The organism is Trabulsiella odontotermitis (assembly GCF_001297775.1).
Classification (GTDB): Bacteria; Pseudomonadota; Gammaproteobacteria; order Enterobacterales; family Enterobacteriaceae; genus Trabulsiella; species Trabulsiella odontotermitis.
The window spans coordinates 177,430-193,743 of record NZ_LIFX01000005.1 but is presented as its reverse complement, the minus strand read 5'-3'; the positions used below and the strand labels follow the sequence as shown (position 1 = coordinate 193,743).

Genomic DNA, 16,314 nt, shown 5'->3' with positions numbered 1-16,314 from the left:
ATCATGTTAGAGCAATTTTTCCGACCAGACTCCATCGAACAGGCACTGGAGTTGAAACGCCACTACAAAGAGCAGGCCGTCTGGTTTGCCGGTGGCAGCAAGCTCAACGCAGCGCCGGGCCGCACGGATAAACGCATCGCGATTGCCCTCGAAGACCTGTCGCTCGACTGGGCAGACTGGGATAACGGCTGCCTGCGTATTGGCCTCATGACCCGGCTCCAGACGCTGCGAGAGCTGCATTTTATTCCTGACGCCCTGCACGACGCGCTGGGATTCATCGACTCCCGCCATTTGCGAAATCAGTCGACCCTCGGCGGTGAAATCGCCGCGCGGCAGGAGGAATCTGTGCTGCTGCCGGTTTTGCTGGCGTTGGATGCGTTACTGGTTTTTGCCAATGGCGACACCCTGCCGCTGGAAGCCTGGCTTGCCTCGCCCGACGACCAGCTGTTAACGGAAATCATCATTCACGATCCTTTCCGCGCCTGCGCGACCCGCAGGATCAGCCGTTCACATGCCGGGCTCTCCGTGATCACGGCAGCCGTGGCCCTTACCGATGAGGGCGAAACGCGTATCGCGCTGGATGGCGTTGCCGATATCCCGATCCGATTGCGTGACGTCGAAGCCCAGCAACTGGAAGGCGACGCCCTGGAAATGGCCGTTCGCGCCGCCGTATTCCCGCGAGAGGATCTTCGCGGCAGCGTCGCTTACAAACGCTATATCGCTGGCGTTGTCGTGGCGGATCTCTACGCCGACTGCCAGCAGATGGGAGAACAATTAGCATGATCATTCATTTCACTCTGAATGGCGGCGCACGAGAGTTGAAAGTGGCGCCTGGCGAAAACGTCCAGCGCCTGTTGTTCTCGCTCGGTATGCACTCCGTGCGCAACAGCGACGACGGGTTTGGTTTCGCCGGTTCCGATGCCATCCTGTTTAATGGCCGCATCGTTAACGCCTCGCTGCTGATCGCCGCGCAACTGGACCGCGCGACGGTGATCACCGCCGAATCGCTGGGAAGCTGGAATCAGCTGAGCCTGGTGCAGCAGGCGATGGTCGATGTGGGCGTAGTGCAGTCCGGCTTCAACGATCCCGCGGCGGCGCTGATCATCACTGATCTGCTGGAGAGGATCGCCAACCCGACCCGCGAAGAGATTGACGATGCGCTTTCCGGGCTGTTCAGCCGCGATGCGGGCTATCAGCAGTTTTATCAGGTCATCGAACTGGCCGTGGCACGCAAGGAAAACCCGCAGCTTGCCGCCCACTATGCGCCGACGTTCCGTGACGATCTGACCCTGATTGGCAAAGTGCACCCGAAATCCGACGCCGCCAAAATGGTACAGGCGAAACCTTGCTACGTTGAAGACCGGATCACCCCGGACGCCTGCGTGATTAAAATGCTGCGCAGCCCGCACCCGCACGCCATCATCACCCGTCTCGACGTCAGTAAAGCCGAGGCCATGCCCGGCGTCGTTCACGTCATTACACACCTTAACTGCCCGGATATTTACTACACTCCTGGCGGGCAAAGCGCGCCAGAGCCGTCACCGCTCGACAGACGCATGTTCAGCAAAAAGCTGCGCCATGTCGGGGATCGCATCGCCGCCGTGGTAGCAGAAAGTGAAGAAATTGCCCTCGCCGCGCTGAAACTTATCGAGGTGGAATACGAGCTGCTGAAACCAGTGATCTCCATTGATGAGGCGATGGCAGAAGATGCGCCAGTGGTGCATGACGAACCGGTCATTTATGTGGCGGGTGCGCCTGATACGCTGGAAGAGGACAACCGCCACGCGGCACAGCGCGGCGAGCACATGATCATCAACTTCCCGATCGGCTCCCGTCCGCACAAAAACATCGCTGCCAGCCTGCACGGCCACATCGGCGATATGGAACGCGGCTTCGCGGAAGCGGACGTGATTATTGAGCGCACCTACCGTTCCACACAGGCGCAACAATGCCCGACGGAACCGCACATCTGCTTTACCCGCATGGATGGTGATCGGCTGGTGATCCACGCATCCACCCAGGTGCCGTGGCACGTCCGCCGTCAGGTGGCGCGCATCGTCGGCATGAAGCAGAACAAAGTCCACGTGATTAAAGAGCGCGTCGGCGGCGGCTTTGGCTCGAAACAGGACATCCTGCTGGAAGAGGTCTGCGCCTGGGCCACCTGCGTGACCGGTCGCCCGGTCTATTTCCGCTATACCCGCGAAGAGGAGTTTATTGCCAACACCTCGCGTCACGTGGCGAAAGTGACGGTCAAACTGGGTGCCAAAAAAGATGGTCGTCTGACCGCGATCAGCATGGATTTCCGCGCCAATACGGGGCCGTTTGGCAACCACTCACTCACCGTGCCGTCCAATGGCCCGGCATTATCGCTGCCGCTGTACCCCTGCGATAACGTAGATTTCCAGGTCACTACCTACTACAGCAACATGTGCCCGGCGGGGGCGTATCAGGGGTATGGCGCGCCGAAAGGCAACTTTGCCATCACCATGGCGCTGGCGGAGCTGGCCGAACAACTGAATATCGATCAACTGGAGATCATCGAGCGCAACCGCGTGCATGAAGGTCAGCCGCTGAAAATCCTCGGGGCGATCGGTGAAGGTAAAGCGCCGACGTCGGTGCCTACCGCCGCCAGTTGTGCGCTGGAGGAGATCCTCCGTCAGGGGCGTGATCTGATCCAGTGGGATTCCCCAAAACCGCACGACGGCGACTGGCGCATCGGTCGCGGCGTCGCGATCATCATGCAGAAATCAGGGATCCCGGATATCGATCAGGCCAACTGCATGATCAAGCTGGAATCAGATGGCACCTTTATCGTCCATTCCGGCGGAGCGGACATCGGTACCGGACTGGATACCGTGGTCGCCAAGCTGTCCGCGGAAGTGCTGCACTGCCCGTTGGCGGATGTGCATGTTATCTCTGGCGATACCGACCACGGGTTGTTTGATAAAGGTGCGTATGCTTCGTCCGGCACCTGCTTCTCCGGTAACGCGGCGCGAATAGCGGCAGAAAATCTGCGCGAGAAAATTCTGTTCCACGGCGCGCAGATGATCGGCGAACCGCTGGAAGATGTGGTGCTGGTGGCACCGGGTATCGTGCGCGGTCAACGCGGCGAAGTCAGTTTTGCCGAGATCGCCCATAAAGGCGAAACCGGCACTGGCTTTGGCTCGCTGGTGGCGTCGGCCTGCTACATCACGCCCGATTTCGCCTTCCCGTATGGCGCTAACTTCGCAGAAGTGGCGGTGAACCTGCGCAGCGGCGAAATCCGCCTTGAGAAGTTCTATGCCCTGCTCGACTGCGGAACGCCGGTCAACCCGGACCTGGCGCTCGGGCAAATCTACGGCGCCTCTCTGCGCGCCATCGGTCACAGCCTGTCGGAAGAGATCCTCTACGACGACGAAGGCCACCCGATTACCCGCGATCTGCGCAGCTACGGCGCACCGAAAATCGGCGATATACCGCGCGATTTCCGTGCCGTGCTGGTGCCGAGCGATGACAAGGTCGGCCCGTTTGGCGCCAAGTCCATCTCTGAAATTGGCGTCAACGGCGCTGCGCCGTCGATTGCGACCGCCATCCATGACGCCTGCGGCGTGTGGCTGCGCGAATGGCATTTCACTCCGGAGAAAATACTCACCGCACTTGGAAAACTGTAACCACGCGGGGCCGCGCTGCGGCCCCAACACAACCACCGTCAGCCCATGGCTGATGACCACATGACATGAATTCACAGGGCTGTCTGCCCTCGGTATGACGCTGTTACTGGCTAGCAGATAGTTATCAGTTGAATCAGATAATCAAATTTACCAGGAAGGAGTAAAGGGATGTCTGATATTACCCGAACTGATTCAGATCTTATTTATCAGCTGGAAGATAAGCCGCCCGTAAACCAGAGCCTGATTGGCGCAATTACTCATTTGCTCGCCATCTTTGTGCCCATGGTCACCCCGGCGCTTATTGTCGGTACCGCATTACAACTCTCGACCGATACCACTGCTTATCTGGTGTCGATGGCGATGATTGCCTCCGGTGTGGGCACCTGGCTACAGGTCCATCGCTACGGCTGCATCGGCTCCGGATTGCTGTCGATCCAGTCGGTCAATTTTTCTTTTGTTACCGTGATGATTGCGCTCGGTAGCAGCATGAAAAGCGATGGATTACATGAAGAGTTAATCATGTCGTCCCTGCTGGGCGTCTCGTTCGTCGGGGCGTTTCTGGTGGTCGGCTCGTCGTTTATTCTCCCCTACCTCCGGCGCGTCATTACGCCCACGGTCAGCGGCATCGTGGTGCTGATGATCGGCCTGAGCCTGATCAAAGTCGGCATTATCGATTTCGGCGGTGGCTTTGCGGCAAAAAGCAGCGGCACCTTTGGCAACTATCAGAATATCGGTGTCGGTCTGCTGGTTCTGCTGGTGGTCATCGGTTTCAACTGCATGCGCAGCCCGTTACTGCGCATGAGCGGGATCGCCATCGGTTTGCTGGTGGGCTATGTCGTCTCGTTTTTCCTCGGGATGGTGGATTTCAGCAGCCTGAATAATTTGCCGATCATTACCGTACCGCAGCCGTTCAAATATGGTTTTTCCTTTAATTTTCATCACTTCCTGGTGGTCGGCACCATCTATTTGCTGAGCGTGCTGGAAGCGGTGGGCGATATCACCGCCACCGCGATGGTGTCGCAGCGGCCGATCAAAGGCGAAGAGTATGAATCACGGCTGAAAGGCGGCGTGCTGGCAGATGGACTGGTTTCCGTCATTGCCTCTGCGCTTGGCTCCTTACCGCTCACCACCTTTGCGCAAAACAACGGGGTGATCCAGATGACCGGCGTCGCGTCGCGCTACGTCGGGCGCTTTATCGCCATCATGCTGATCGTGCTCGGCCTGTTCCCCGGCTTCGGGCGATTTTTCACAACGATCCCATCGCCGGTGCTTGGCGGCGCCATGACGCTGATGTTCTCGATGATCGCCATCGCCGGGATCCGCATCATCATCTCCAACGGGCTACGGCGCCGGGAAACACTGATCGTTGCCACCTCGTTAGGCCTGGGCCTGGGCGTCTCTTACGATCCCGCTATCTTCCAGGTGCTGCCCGCATCACTTTACGTGCTGGTTGAAAATCCCATCTGTGCCGGAGGGCTGACCGCGATTGCGCTCAACCTGCTCATCCCCCTCAGACGCGACGAGCGCAAAACCGCCGCCACCAGCATCAATGAACTGGAATAACTAAGGAATTATGTATGTCAGGAGAACACACCATTAAAGCCATTCGCGGCGCGTTTCTTGATGTCACCCGCGCGGTGGATCATCCCGAAGAGATCGAATCCGCGCTGCGTTTTGTTGAGGATGGCTTACTACTGGTTCGCAACGGAAAAGTAGAATGGTTTGGTGAGTGGCAGGACGGAAAATCCCGCGTGCCCGCCAGCGTTCGCATTCGTGACTACCGCGGTAAGCTGATTGTGCCGGGCTTCGTCGATACCCACATCCATTATCCGCAGTGCGAAATGGTCGGGGCTTACGGCGAACAGTTGCTGGAATGGCTGAGCAAACACACCTTCCCGACGGAACAGCGCTATGCCGATCTCGATTACGCCCGGGAAATGTCCGCGTTTTTCCTCAAACAACTGCTGCGCAACGGCACCACCACGGCGCTGGTGTTTGGCACTGTACACCCGCAGTCGGTGGATGCGCTGTTCGAGGCGGCCAGCCACATCAATATGCGGCTGATCGCCGGCAAGGTGATGATGGACCGCAACGCGCCGGAATATCTGCTGGATGACGCCGAATCAAGCTATCTACAAAGCAAAGCACTGATTGAACGCTGGCACAAAAATGGCCGTTTGCTCTACGCCATTACGCCGCGCTTCGCTCCTACTTCTACGCCAGAACAGCTGGAAATGGCCCGCAAACTGCGCGAAGAATTTCCCGATACCTGGGTGCATACGCATCTCAGTGAAAACGTGGAAGAAATCGCCTGGGTCAAAGAACTGTTCCCGGAGCGGGAGAGCTACCTTGATGTTTACCACCACTACGGGCTCACGGGGAAAAGATCCGTGTTCGCCCACTGCGTGCATCTGGAAGAGAAAGAGTGGGACTGCCTGAGCCATACGCATTCCGCTATCGCGTTCTGCCCGACCTCTAACCTGTATCTCGGCAGCGGCTTGTTCAATCTGCAAAAAGCCTGGCACAAGAACGTCGCCGTGGGCGTCGGGACCGATATCGGCGCTGGCACCACCTTCAATATGCTGCAAACGCTGAACGAAGCCTACAAAGTCATGCAACTGCAGGGATGCCGGTTGTCAGCGTATGAAGCGTTTTATCTGGCGACGCTGGGCGGTGCCCACTCGCTGGGTCTCGATGACTGTATTGGCAATTTCCATCCAGGCAAAGAGGCCGATTTTGTCGTGCTGGAGCCGACCGCAACGCCGCTTCAACAGCTGCGCTACGACAACTCGGCGTCTCTCATCGATAAGCTGTTCGTCATGATTACCCTGGGCGACGATCGCTCGATTTATCGCACGTATGTCGATGGCCGTCTGGTTTATGAACGTACCTGATAAAAACACTTTCTGCAGGGGATACCACTATGGCAGACGATTCACTACGCACTCCCGGCGCCGCTAACCCGCGCGGTGGCCTGGATGCTTATTTTAAGATTTCCGCACGTGGCAGTTCGGTACGCCAGGAGATTCTGGCGGGCCTGACCACCTTCCTGGCGATGGTTTACTCGGTGATTGTGGTTCCCGGGATGCTGGGCAAAGCCGGGTTTTCACCGGGCGCGGTGTTTGTCGCGACCTGTCTGGTCGCAGGGTTTGGCTCATTGCTGATGGGGCTGTGGGCGAACCTGCCGATGGCGATCGGCTGCGCCATTTCACTGACCGCGTTTACCGCGTTCAGCCTGGTGCTGGGCCAGCACATTTCCATTCCCGTGGCGCTCGGCGCGGTATTCCTGATGGGGGTAATTTTTACCGCCATCTCAGTGACCGGCGTGCGCTCATGGATCTTACGTAATCTGCCGATGGGGATCGCCCACGGCACCGGGATCGGCATCGGTTTGTTCCTGCTGCTGATTGCCGCCAACGGCGTCGGTCTGGTGATCAAAAACCCGCTCGACGGCCTGCCGGTAGCGCTTGGCGCCTTTACCTCCTTCCCGGTGATGATGAGTCTGCTGGGTCTGGCGATGATCTTTGGTCTGGAGAAAAGCAAAATTCCCGGCGGGATCCTGCTGACGATCATCGGGATTTCGATCATCGGCCTGATTTTTGATCCGGCGGTGAAATACCACGGGCTGGTGGCGATGCCGTCGCTGACCGATGACAAAGGCAATTCGCTGATCTTCACCCTCGATATTATGGGCGCGCTGAATCCGTATGTGCTGCCGAGCGTGCTGGCGCTGGTGATGACCGCCGTCTTTGACGCCACCGGCACCATCCGCGCTGTCGCCGGGCAGGCGAACCTGCTGGATGAAAACAATCAGATCATCAACGGCGGCAAAGCGCTGACCAGCGACTCGGTCAGTTCTATCTTCTCCGGGTTGGTCGGCGCGGCACCGGCGGCGGTGTATATCGAATCCGCAGCAGGAACCGCCGCGGGCGGCAAAACCGGTCTCACTGCGGTGGTGGTCGGTGTGCTGTTCCTGCTGGTGCTTTTCCTGTCACCGCTCTCGTACCTGATCCCCGGTTACGCCACCGCACCTGCGCTGATGTACGTCGGGTTGCTGATGCTGAGCAACGTTTCGAAACTCGACTTTAACGACTTCATTGATGCGATGTCGGGTCTGGTGTGCGCGGTGTTTATCGTGCTGACCTGTAATATCGTAACCGGCATCATGCTCGGATTTGTGACGCTGGTGGTCGGGCGCGTGTTTGCGCGGGAATGGCAGAAACTGAATATCGGGACGATCGCTATCGCGGTGGTGCTGGTTGTCTTCTACGCGGGTGGCTGGGCCATCTGACAAACTGCCCGGCGGCAACGCCGGGCATCTCATTACTACAGCCGGTATAACAGGCTGGCATGCTTCACTAACTGCTGCTTTTGCAGCGCCGCTAACGCGTCATCCGTCATGATACGCAACGCGCTCGTCGGGCAGACTTCCACGCAGGCAGGCCCGGCGTCACGTTGACCGCACACATCACACTTCACGATCCGTGGATGACGGTTTTCAGACGTCACGATAGTAATTGCCCCGAACGGGCAGGCCACCGCACAGCTCTGACAACCGATACAGCGCGAATCATCGGCGTCGACGGACTCCTCGCCCATCGTCAGCGCCGCCACCGGACACGCCGCCACACACGGCGCGTTCTCGCACTGGTGACACATCACCGGGACGCTAAGCTGGCTCAGGCGCATCACTGTCAGCCGTGGCAACAGCTGAGCAATGCCCGGCTCATGCTCCAGCGCACAGGCCAGTTCACAAGTACGGCAGCCGATGCAGTCGTCGGCGCTGGCAACGATAAAACGGGTCATACGGCCTCCTTCAGGCGAAAACTCGCCAGCATATCCCGGGCAGCCTGTCGGCCCGCAGCCATCGCGGTCACGACCAGATCCGCGCCATGTACCGCGTCGCCCCCGGCATAAATTCTGGCGTGAGTGGTTTGCGTACTCGTCCGGCCTTTACCGCCGGTGATGATCTGCCCCCAGCGATCCAGCTCAACGCCATGCCCCTGTAACCACGGCATCTCGTGCGCCTGGAACCCGAACGCCATCACCAGCACGTCGGCAGGAAGTTCAAATTCAGAACCTGCTACCGGACGCGGACGCCGCCGCCCGTCAGGCCCCGGCTCGCCCATTTCAGTGCGGATAAGCCCGATGGCGGTCACCTGCCCTTTCCGGTCACGGCTGATGTATTTCGGCTGCACATTGAAGAGGAACTCGACACCCTCTTCACGGGCGTTCACCACCTCTTTTTTCGAGCCGGGCATGCTCAGTTCATCGCGGCGATAGGCACAGGTGACGCTGGCCGCGCCACGGCGAACAGAGGTGCGCAGGCAGTCCATCGCGGTATCGCCGCCGCCCAGTACCACCACCCGCTTGCCGTTAATTTCGGTCAGCGGATATTCCTGACTCTCTTCCAGCCCCATCACCTCGCGGGTACTGGCGATAAGATAAGGCAGCGCCTGAATCACGCCGGTGGCGTCTTCGCCGTCAAGCCCGGCGGCCATCAGCCCATACGTGCCAACGCCGAGGAAAACAGCGTCGTAATTCGCCAGCAAATCGCTGAAGGACACGTCGCGCCCGACCTCATGGTTGAGATGAAAGCGGATCCCCATGTCACTGAAAATCTCGCGCCGCTGGCTCAGTACGGACTTATCGAGCTTGAAAGGCGGAATGCCGAAAGTCAGCAAACCGCCAATTTCCGGGTGGCGATCAAAGACATCCACCTGTACGCCTGCGCGGGCGAGAATATCAGCGCAACCCAGCCCCGCGGGTCCGGCACCAATCACCGCCACCCGTTCGGCGCGCGGAGATACGGCGCTCATGTCCGGCCGCCAGCCCATGGTCAGCGCCGTATCGGTGATGTAGCGCTCCAGGTTGCCGACGGTGACGGCGCCGTGATGATTTTTGAGCGTACAGGCGCCTTCGCAGAGCCTGTCCTGCGGGCACACCCGACCGCAGATCTCCGGCAGTGAACTGCTCTGGTGACACAGTTCGGCGGCCTCAATGATTTTTCCGTCCTTCACCAGACGGATAAAATCCGGGATGTGGTTATGCAGCGGGCAGGTCCAGTTGCACCACGCTTTTTGTGAGCAATACAGGCAGCGCGAACTCTCATAGTTGGCCTCGCTGCAATCCAGCCCGCGGTAGATCTCGGCAAAATGGGTTTTGCGCAATTCTGCCGCTATTTTTTCCGCGCCTTTACGCGGTGGTTTTTTCAGGAATTCACGGCTGTTGGCGGCGGTTGGCTGTTGCGTATTCTGCCCCTGCGCCGCGCGCCGTTGCCTTTCGCGTTGCAACGTCTGCAGCCCGTTTTCATCCATCAGACGCAGTGCCTTCGTCGGGCATACCGCGACGCACTGCTGTTGCCCGGACGGGTGCTGCTGGCAGAGGTCGCATTTCTGCACCAGCGGCGCATCGCCTGCGGTTGCGACCATTTCAATGGCGCCAAACGGACAGGCGATCGCGCAGTTTTTACAGCCGATGCATTTTGCCCTGTCAAGCTGGACGCTGTGGTTATCAAAACGCAGCGCGTTGGTCGGGCAGGAGGTCACGCAGGGCGCGTCGTTGCAATGCCGACAGGTGGTGGTATTGCTCGCGGTCTGTTGCGTGACAACGTGGATGCGGGGGGTAAACTCGTGGCGCGCCAGCGGCCAGCTATCCTGACGGTGCGATGTGACGCAGGCCACTTCACAAACATGACAACCGATGCACTCTGCCGCATCGGCAACAATGAACTTATTCATTCGTGTCCCTTTTCTTGTTTTTGATATCAGCAGGGAACGCAATGCAATAATCAGACGCGTTTTGTTCAGTGCACAAACCATGCAGCGATTTTGCGATGCACCTCAAAAATACGCACAAAAGGCCTGCCGCACGGCTACGCTGACGTGTCGCAAGTGAATCACTGAGAGAGTCAGAATGATTGATTTTCTCTCAATTTGAGAAAAGGTAACGCCCTGCGCTGGCGTGCGGTGCTGTCGCCTTCCTGAGCGACGACGCTTTTCTGTGATAGTCGCCGCATTTCAATGACTTTCCCGCCGTTGTACAAAAAACTGGCACTCCCTAAGCATGCTTTCTCCCGGATTTGTATTGTCACTATTTCGCACTCTGCTCAGCCGATCTCTCAGGATCGCGCTGTTGGATAACAAGGAGATTTAGTTATGAGCGCCATTGATTCTCAGCCACCATCGGTCTCTGGCAGCCCCAACGCAACTGATGAGGTGGATCGTATTTTGTCACCAGGGAAGTTGATCATTCTGGGGTTGCAACATGTTCTGGTTATGTATGCGGGCGCCGTCGCCGTTCCGCTAATGATTGGCGACAGGTTTGGATTGAGTAAAGAGACGATCGCCCTGCTGATCAGTTCCGATCTCTTCTGCTGCGGTATCGTCACGCTGCTGCAGTGTATCGGCGTCGGCCGCTTTATGGGCATCCGACTGCCGGTGATCATGTCGGTCACGTTCGCCGCTGTCACGCCGATGCTGGCCATCGGGATTAACCCCGACATTGGTCTGATGGGGATTTTCGGTGCAACCATTGCCGCGGGGTGTATCACCACGCTGCTCGCCCCGCTCATTGGCCGGTTGATGCCACTGTTTCCGCCGTTAGTGACCGGGGTGGTGATCACCTCCATCGGGCTCAGCATTATTCAGGTGGGGATCGACTGGGCGGCAGGCGGCAAAGGCAACCCGGAATATGGCAACCCGGTTTACCTCGGCATTTCGTTTGCCGTACTGCTGTTTATTTTGCTGGTGACGCGTTTTGCCAAAGGTTTTATGTCCAACGTCGCCGTACTGCTGGGGATCGTCTTTGGTTTCGTGCTGTCGATGCTGATGAACGAAGTGAACCTCACCGGCCTGCATGACGCCAAATGGTTTGCTATCGTCACGCCGCTGGCGCTCGGTACGCCGGTCTTTGACCCGGTGTCGATCCTCACCATGACCGCGGTGATGATCATCGTGTTTATCGAATCCATGGGGATGTTTCTGGCGCTTGGCGAGATCGTCGGACGCAAGCTGACCCCGCAGGATATCATTCGCGGCCTGCGTGTGGACGGTGTCGGCAGTATCTTCGGCGGCATCTTTAACAGCTTCCCGCACACCTCGTTTTCGCAGAACATCGGGCTGGTCAGCGTCACCCGGGTGTACAGCCGCTGGGTGTGTATCGCCTCGGGCGTGATCCTGATTACATTCGGCATGGTGCCCAAAATGGGCGTGCTGGTGGCGTCCATTCCGCAGTTCGTGCTGGGCGGCGCGGGGCTGGTGATGTTCGGGATGGTGCTGGCTACGGGGATCCGCATTCTGGCGAGGATCAACTACACCACCAACCGTTACAACCTGTACATTGTCGCCATCAGCCTCGGGGTGGGCATGACACCAACCCTGTCGCAGAATTTCTTCTCTAAATTCCCATCAGAGCTGCAACCGCTGCTGCACAGCGGGATCATGCTGGCAACGATCAGCGCCGTGCTGCTGAATCTGTTTTTCAATGGCTACCACAAACACAACACCGGGCTGGTGCCTGAAAACCCGAACGCGCCTCATCGTTCGCCGCGTACGGTGCGCATGTGGTTGCTGATGCGGAAGGTGAAAAAAAGCCAGCAGGAGGAGTAACCCCCACGCTGCTGACGGCCCCGGGTCGTCAGCAGATCACATTTCTGGCAGCAAATAATGACCGCGTGAAAAGTCATGTTATCATTCAGCCAGTAAATATCTTTTCATCTCACTCTGAGGCTTTGATGCTGGAGATTGTAACCATCAGATAATCAGCTTCCCGACCCGCCAGGGCCGGACTGGTTATCGCTGCGCTTAAACCTTACGCGAACACCTGCGGGTGTTGGCTCGTTTTTGCACATGATGATTACAGGTATTTTTCAGCATGAATATTTCCCGTCAGGAACAACGTACCCTGCACGTTCTCGCCAAGGGTGGTCGTATCATCCATACCCGCGACGCCTCTGGCCGCGTCACCGCCGTTGAGTGCTATTCCCGCGAAGGGCTGCTGCTCAGCGACTGCACGCTCGCCGTTTTCAAAAAACTCAGAACCAAAAAACTGATCCGTTCGGTGAACGGACAGCCTTACCGCATCAATACCACGGGTCTGAACCACGTGCGTTCCCAACTGGATAACCGCTAAGGAGCGTGAAATGAACACGATGATTTCTCACGAATTTCTCAACGACAACATGATGGGGCCGAATGCCCTGATGCTGGCTGACGAAGTGGCCGGTTCGCTTAACCTGCAGCCCGGCATGCGCGTGCTCGATCTCGCCTGCGGCACCGGGCTGACGTCAATTCACCTCGCCCGGCGCTACGGCGTTGAGATCGTGGCGATGGATTTATGGATTGCCGCCGAAGACAACCGCCAGCGTTTCGCTCAGTTCGGGCTTGAGCAGCAGATCACGGCGTTGCATCAGGACGTCAACGACCTGCCATGTGATCGTCCTTTCCCGAAAGATCACTTTGACGCGCTGATCAGCATCGACGCCTGGCATTATTTCGGCGCCAGCTCGTCGTTTTTCGATACTCACCTCGTGCCGTTTCTCAAACCCGGCGCGCGCGTGGCGGTGGTCGTTCCGGGCCTGAAAGCGCCCTTTAACGACGGCGTTCCGCCTGAGATGGCGCCGTACTGGCAGTCGGGCATGAACTTTTTCACCGTCGACTGGTGGCGACAGTTATGGCAGCAGAGCGCGTTTCTCAGGATGGATCTCTGCACTGAGAGCGAGGTAAACGACGCGGCCTGGCAATCGTGGCTCGGCTGTAATCACCCCTACGCGATCCGTGATCGGGAAATGATGGCCGCGGAAGCGGGTCGCTATTTTAACTTTACCCGCATGACCGGATGGATCGACAAGTAAATCAGTACCCCGTCGGGAGGCGGGGTTTTCAGGGAGAATATATGGATATCAGCGATATCATTTTTATCCGGCGCCCCACGCCGCTCGCTCCTGGCGAGGGCAAAATTCCGTGGGATCATGCCGCCTTCAGCCAGCGCATGCTGGATAACCATTTGTCACAGGATCATGACTGGGCAAGCCGCAAGTTACCGGTGATTGAACAGCAGGTGGCATGGATTGCCCGCCAGCTTCCGGACGTCGGGCAGATTCTGGATCTCGGCTGCGGCCCGGGTCTGTATACCCTGCGTCTGGCACAGCGGGGTTATACCTGTACTGGCGTCGATTTTTCGCCCGCGGCGATCCACTGGGCGCGGCAACAGGCCCACCAGCACGGCCTTGCCATCGACTATCAGCAGCAGGATGTCCGGCATTTTGCCCCGGCGCAGTCATTCGATCTGATCATGATGACCTTCGGTGAAATCAACGTGTTCAGCGCAGAGGATACCCGCGCCCTGCTCCGCCGTTGCGCATCGTGGCTCAAACCCGGCGGAAAGCTGCTGATCGAAGTTCATACGTTTGCGGAAGTGAAACGCCAGGGCGAGGCGGAGCGGAGCTGGCAGCCGTGCCCGGTCGGGTTGTTTGTGGATCGTCCGCATGTGTTGCTCACAGAAAACCAGTGGGATGAGGCCGCGCAGATCAGCACGACGCTCTTCTGGGTGCTTGAGGATAATGGCGTTGTCACACGATTCAGTAGCCAGACGAGAGCATGGCATGACGAACAGTATCAGCAGTTGCTGGCGGACTGCGGCTTCAGCAATATCAGTAAAATCGCAGGCGACGAATGGCCGGTCAGTGATACCTTTGAGGGTAAATTGTTCGCCCTTATGGCGGTTATGACAGGAGACAAACAATGAAAATTGCCCACGTTGCGCTATGGACCCGCAATCTCGACGCGCAGGCCGCATTCTGGCAAACCTTTTTTGGCGGCACGGCGAATGCGAAATACCAGAGCCGTAACAATCCCGGCTTTGAATCGTATTTCATCACCCTCGATGAAGGCCCGACCATTGAGCTGATGACGCTGCCGACGCTGACCGATGCCCCGGACAACAAAGCGATAACCGGCTGGGCGCACGTCGCGCTGAACGTGGGCAGCAAAGCCAGTGTGGATGCGCTTGCCGATCGCGCTCGTCAGCAGGGGATCCTGAAAAGTCCGCCGCGGGTCACCGGCGACGGCTATTACGAAGCTGTGCTGACCGATCCGGACGGCAATCTGATTGAAATTGTGGGAGAGTAACTGACCGGCACGGCGCCGTCAGACGCCGTGCCAACGGTGAAACTTATTCGTCGAAGAACCAGTAACCCTGATTCACCAGTTCGGTCAGTTCAGCCACGAACGCCGGGTTTTGCAGCGCATCGCCCAGTTCGTTCTGGCCGATCATGGTGTAACGGCACAGCGCATCCGCCGCCGTGGCGTCAACCGTTTCGAGGCGTTCGCTGTTGATGAAGAAACTGTCGCCAATGTGCAGCACCCGCAATCCGCTCAGGCGCACCAGCGTTTCACCGCCTATCAGCGCATCGTAGATCTCCTCCGGCGCATACGGCGGTTCCGCCGGTGCGATATCCAGCTCATGACGCGGCGTGGTGGCAAAGCGGCCAAACCACTGAATGAAATCTTCGCGCTGGTTGATCATGTCGATCATCATGTCGCGCAGACGGTCAAGTTCGTACTCTTCCACCCGTCCCGGATGTTCGCGGCAGGTTAAATCGGGATCGCAGTAGTGCTCGCCGCCAAGATCGTTTTCCAGCGCGTAATCGGCAAAGCTGCTGATCAGATCCCGGCCATTTGGCCCGCGGAAGCCCACCGAATAGTTCATTGCGGTTTCATGAGTGAAACCATCGTGCGGGAAGCCTGGCGGAATATAGAGGATATCGCCCGGCTCGAGATCTTCATCAATGATCGGCGTGAACGGATCAACATGCAGCAGCGCCGGATGCGGGCAGAACTGACGCATCGGCAGTTTATCCCCCACGCGCCAGCGACGGCTGCCCATCCCCTGAATGATAAACACATCGTACTGATCGATGTGCGGCCCAACGCCACCACCCGGTACGGAGAAGGAGATCATCAGATCATCCAGACGCCAGTCCGGCAGCACACGGAACGGACGCACCAGTTCAGCGGACGGTGCATGCCAGTGGTTTACGGCCTGCGCCAGCAGCGACCAGCCGGTTTCACCCAGGCCGTCAAAATGTTCAAAAGGACCATTACTGGCCTGCCATTTACCGTCGACGTGACTGACCAGACGGCTGTCGACTTCCGGCTCCATCGCCAGACCGGCCAGCTCATCTGGCGTGATCGGATCGACAAAACCCGGAAAGGCATTTTTCAGAACAACAGGTTGTTTTTGCCAGTACTTTTCTAAAAATTCCGGCCAGTTCAGATTCAGTTGATACGCCATTGATGAATACCCGTAAGAAGAAGACGGGGGATTATAGAGAGAGCCGCCGCGATACCGCTTTGTCATTGGTCAAGGAACGGTTTACCTGATCACTCCGTTTTTCGAAAAATATCGACCGTAACAATATCTTTAAGATTAATCGCACTGATTTGCGAGATATAAATCTCGCCCCAAATTATCTGCGAGTTATAAATGCGTATATATCCCCACATGGAATGTAGTGCTTTGAAGGCAATTTTTGATTTGTTAGCATCCGAATCAGTTCAACGGAGGATAAATAATTAAATAGTGAATGATTCACTCTTTTAATTATTAAATGAACTTTGCTGAAACACCACCAAGAGTTTTTAACACAGAGCGAATTAATGAT

At 57.7% G+C, this 16,314-nt stretch carries 12 protein-coding genes and 1 pseudogene; 10 read left to right on the top strand and 3 right to left on the bottom strand.

The genetic code is table 11. From position 1 onward, the window contains the following. The first annotated feature begins 3 nt into the window (after window positions 1-3). From ygfM to AOY23_RS08280, 5 genes are all read left to right on the top strand, one after another. Window positions 4-783: a molybdopterin-dependent oxidoreductase FAD-binding subunit gene (gene ygfM / locus AOY23_RS08300; RefSeq protein WP_054178930.1), complete on the top strand. Its 780-nt coding sequence runs from the start codon at window positions 4-6 to the stop codon at window positions 781-783. Next, window positions 780-3,650 carry a molybdopterin-dependent oxidoreductase Mo/Fe-S-binding subunit gene (locus AOY23_RS08295; protein WP_054178931.1) on the top strand — a complete coding sequence of 957 codons (2,871 nt, stop codon included), beginning with the start codon at window positions 780-782 and terminating at the stop codon, window positions 3,648-3,650. The genes ygfM and AOY23_RS08295 overlap by 4 nt, the downstream gene beginning before the upstream one ends. Before the next feature lie 168 nt (window positions 3,651-3,818). Next, window positions 3,819-5,213 (top strand): nucleobase:cation symporter-2 family protein, encoded by a 1,395-nt coding sequence (locus tag AOY23_RS08290; RefSeq protein ID WP_054178932.1) that lies wholly within the window; start codon window positions 3,819-3,821, stop codon window positions 5,211-5,213. A 14-nt stretch (window positions 5,214-5,227) separates the two neighbouring features. Next, entirely contained in the window at window positions 5,228-6,544 is a 1,317-nt protein-coding gene (gene guaD, locus AOY23_RS08285; protein ID WP_054178933.1) for a guanine deaminase, read from the top strand. A gap of 29 nt (window positions 6,545-6,573) precedes the next feature. Next, window positions 6,574-7,941, top strand: a complete 1,368-nt coding sequence (locus AOY23_RS08280) for an NCS2 family permease (protein ID WP_054178934.1) — start codon at window positions 6,574-6,576, stop codon at window positions 7,939-7,941. A 35-nt stretch (window positions 7,942-7,976) separates the two neighbouring features. Here AOY23_RS08280 and AOY23_RS08275 read toward each other — a convergent pair whose 3' ends face one another. Both AOY23_RS08275 and ygfT read right to left on the bottom strand, forming a co-directional pair. After that, window positions 7,977-8,456, bottom strand: a complete 480-nt coding sequence (locus tag AOY23_RS08275; protein WP_054178935.1) for a 4Fe-4S dicluster domain-containing protein — start codon at window positions 8,454-8,456, stop codon at window positions 7,977-7,979. Further along, a complete protein-coding gene (gene ygfT / locus AOY23_RS08270) occupies window positions 8,453-10,390 on the bottom strand; it encodes a formate-dependent uric acid utilization protein YgfT (protein ID WP_054178936.1) in 1,938 nt (645 codons plus the stop codon). The genes AOY23_RS08275 and ygfT overlap by 4 nt, the downstream gene beginning before the upstream one ends. A gap of 417 nt (window positions 10,391-10,807) precedes the next feature. Between ygfT and AOY23_RS08265 the strand changes: the two genes are divergently transcribed. From AOY23_RS08265 to AOY23_RS08245, 5 genes and pseudogenes are all read left to right on the top strand, one after another. Then, window positions 10,808-12,259, top strand: coding sequence for a nucleobase:cation symporter-2 family protein (locus tag AOY23_RS08265; RefSeq protein WP_054178937.1), 1,452 nt, complete (start codon window positions 10,808-10,810; stop codon window positions 12,257-12,259). A gap of 265 nt (window positions 12,260-12,524) precedes the next feature. After that, entirely contained in the window at window positions 12,525-12,782 is a 258-nt protein-coding gene (locus AOY23_RS08260) for a YjhX family toxin (RefSeq protein WP_054178938.1), read from the top strand. Between the two features lie 10 nt (window positions 12,783-12,792). After that, window positions 12,793-13,503: an SAM-dependent methyltransferase gene (locus AOY23_RS08255; protein WP_054178939.1), complete on the top strand. Its 711-nt coding sequence runs from the start codon at window positions 12,793-12,795 to the stop codon at window positions 13,501-13,503. Window positions 13,504-13,544: 41 nt separating this feature from the next. Further along, window positions 13,545-14,372, top strand: a pseudogene (locus AOY23_RS08250) (class I SAM-dependent methyltransferase); the annotation flags it as partial. 20 nt (window positions 14,373-14,392) lie between these two features. After that, the gene (locus AOY23_RS08245) at window positions 14,393-14,779 is read left to right on the top strand and encodes a VOC family protein (RefSeq protein WP_054178941.1); all 387 of its coding nucleotides are present in this window, start codon (window positions 14,393-14,395) and stop codon (window positions 14,777-14,779) included. Between the two features lie 43 nt (window positions 14,780-14,822). On the opposite strand, the gene AOY23_RS08240 is transcribed toward AOY23_RS08245, so the two are convergent. Beyond that, the gene (locus tag AOY23_RS08240; RefSeq protein WP_054178942.1) at window positions 14,823-15,944 is read right to left on the bottom strand and encodes a ribosomal protein uL16 3-hydroxylase; all 1,122 of its coding nucleotides are present in this window, start codon (window positions 15,942-15,944) and stop codon (window positions 14,823-14,825) included. Window positions 15,945-16,314: the final 370 nt, after the last annotated feature.

Coding starts and splice junctions, on each gene's coding strand:
- ygfM (WP_054178930.1), top strand. CDS start 4: ATGTTAGAGCAATTTTTCCGACCAGACTCCATCGAACAGGCACTGGAG.
- AOY23_RS08290 (WP_054178932.1), top strand. CDS start 3,819: ATGTCTGATATTACCCGAACTGATTCAGATCTTATTTATCAGCTGGAA.
- AOY23_RS08280 (WP_054178934.1), top strand. CDS start 6,574: ATGGCAGACGATTCACTACGCACTCCCGGCGCCGCTAACCCGCGCGGT.
- AOY23_RS08260 (WP_054178938.1), top strand. CDS start 12,525: ATGAATATTTCCCGTCAGGAACAACGTACCCTGCACGTTCTCGCCAAG.
- AOY23_RS08295 (WP_054178931.1), top strand. CDS start 780: ATGATCATTCATTTCACTCTGAATGGCGGCGCACGAGAGTTGAAAGTG.
- AOY23_RS08255 (WP_054178939.1), top strand. CDS start 12,793: ATGAACACGATGATTTCTCACGAATTTCTCAACGACAACATGATGGGG.
- ygfT (WP_054178936.1), bottom strand. CDS start 10,390: ATGAATAAGTTCATTGTTGCCGATGCGGCAGAGTGCATCGGTTGTCAT.
- AOY23_RS08245 (WP_054178941.1), top strand. CDS start 14,393: ATGAAAATTGCCCACGTTGCGCTATGGACCCGCAATCTCGACGCGCAG.
- AOY23_RS08265 (WP_054178937.1), top strand. CDS start 10,808: ATGAGCGCCATTGATTCTCAGCCACCATCGGTCTCTGGCAGCCCCAAC.
- guaD (WP_054178933.1), top strand. CDS start 5,228: ATGTCAGGAGAACACACCATTAAAGCCATTCGCGGCGCGTTTCTTGAT.
- AOY23_RS08275 (WP_054178935.1), bottom strand. CDS start 8,456: ATGACCCGTTTTATCGTTGCCAGCGCCGACGACTGCATCGGCTGCCGT.
- AOY23_RS08240 (WP_054178942.1), bottom strand. CDS start 15,944: ATGGCGTATCAACTGAATCTGAACTGGCCGGAATTTTTAGAAAAGTAC.